Origin of the sequence: Postechiella marina, from assembly GCF_039538365.1 — a bacterium.
Taxonomy (GTDB): domain Bacteria; phylum Bacteroidota; class Bacteroidia; order Flavobacteriales; family Flavobacteriaceae; genus Postechiella; species Postechiella marina.
Genome location: NZ_BAABCA010000024.1, coordinates 1 through 648, shown reverse-complemented (window position 1 = coordinate 648; position 648 = coordinate 1). Strand labels below are relative to the sequence as shown.

At 57.1% G+C, this 648-nt stretch carries 1 protein-coding gene; it reads right to left on the bottom strand.

Annotated features, from left to right (window positions below; all coding sequences use genetic code 11):
* A partial coding sequence (locus ABD715_RS17780; RefSeq protein ID WP_344789679.1) for a histidine--tRNA ligase occupies positions 1-478 on the bottom strand: 478 nt, incomplete at its 3' end.
* Positions 479-648 lie beyond the last annotated feature (170 nt).

The following is a 648-nucleotide window of genomic DNA, read 5'->3' as shown; positions in this document are numbered from 1 at the left end:
GCTCGGAGATGCCCAGCTCACGCCACCAGCGCGCGGTCAGCATAATCAGCTCCGCGTCGATGTCCGGGCCCTGCAGGCCAAACACTTCGGCGCCGATCTGATGGAACTGGCGGTAGCGACCTTTCTGCGGGCGCTCGTGACGGAACATTGGCCCGACGTACCACAGACGCTGTTCTTGATTGTACAGCAGACCATGTTCGATGCCGGCACGTACGCAGCCCGCCGTCCCTTCCGGACGCAGCGTCAGGCTGTCGCCATTGCGGTCTTCGAAGGTATACATCTCTTTTTCAACCACGTCGGTCACTTCGCCGATCGCGCGTTTGAATAACGGGGTCTGCTCTACAATCGGCAAACGGATTTCGCTGTAACCGTAGCTACCGAGCACCTGCTTCAGTGAGCCTTCAATGCGCTGCCAGAGAGCGGTTTCGCCCGGCAGATAATCGTTCATGCCACGGATGGCTTGAATGTTCTTTGCCACGTTTATTCTCTTTATATATACAAAAATGAACCCCGGCGCCTCGCGCCCGCAGGTTCAATCATACACGGGAAGCGTATCGCTTCCCAACACGTTATTTTGCTTCAACCTGTTGAACGTCAATCCGACGGGCTTCATCGAGCATCGAGGCTTTGGCGCGGATCCGCGCTTCC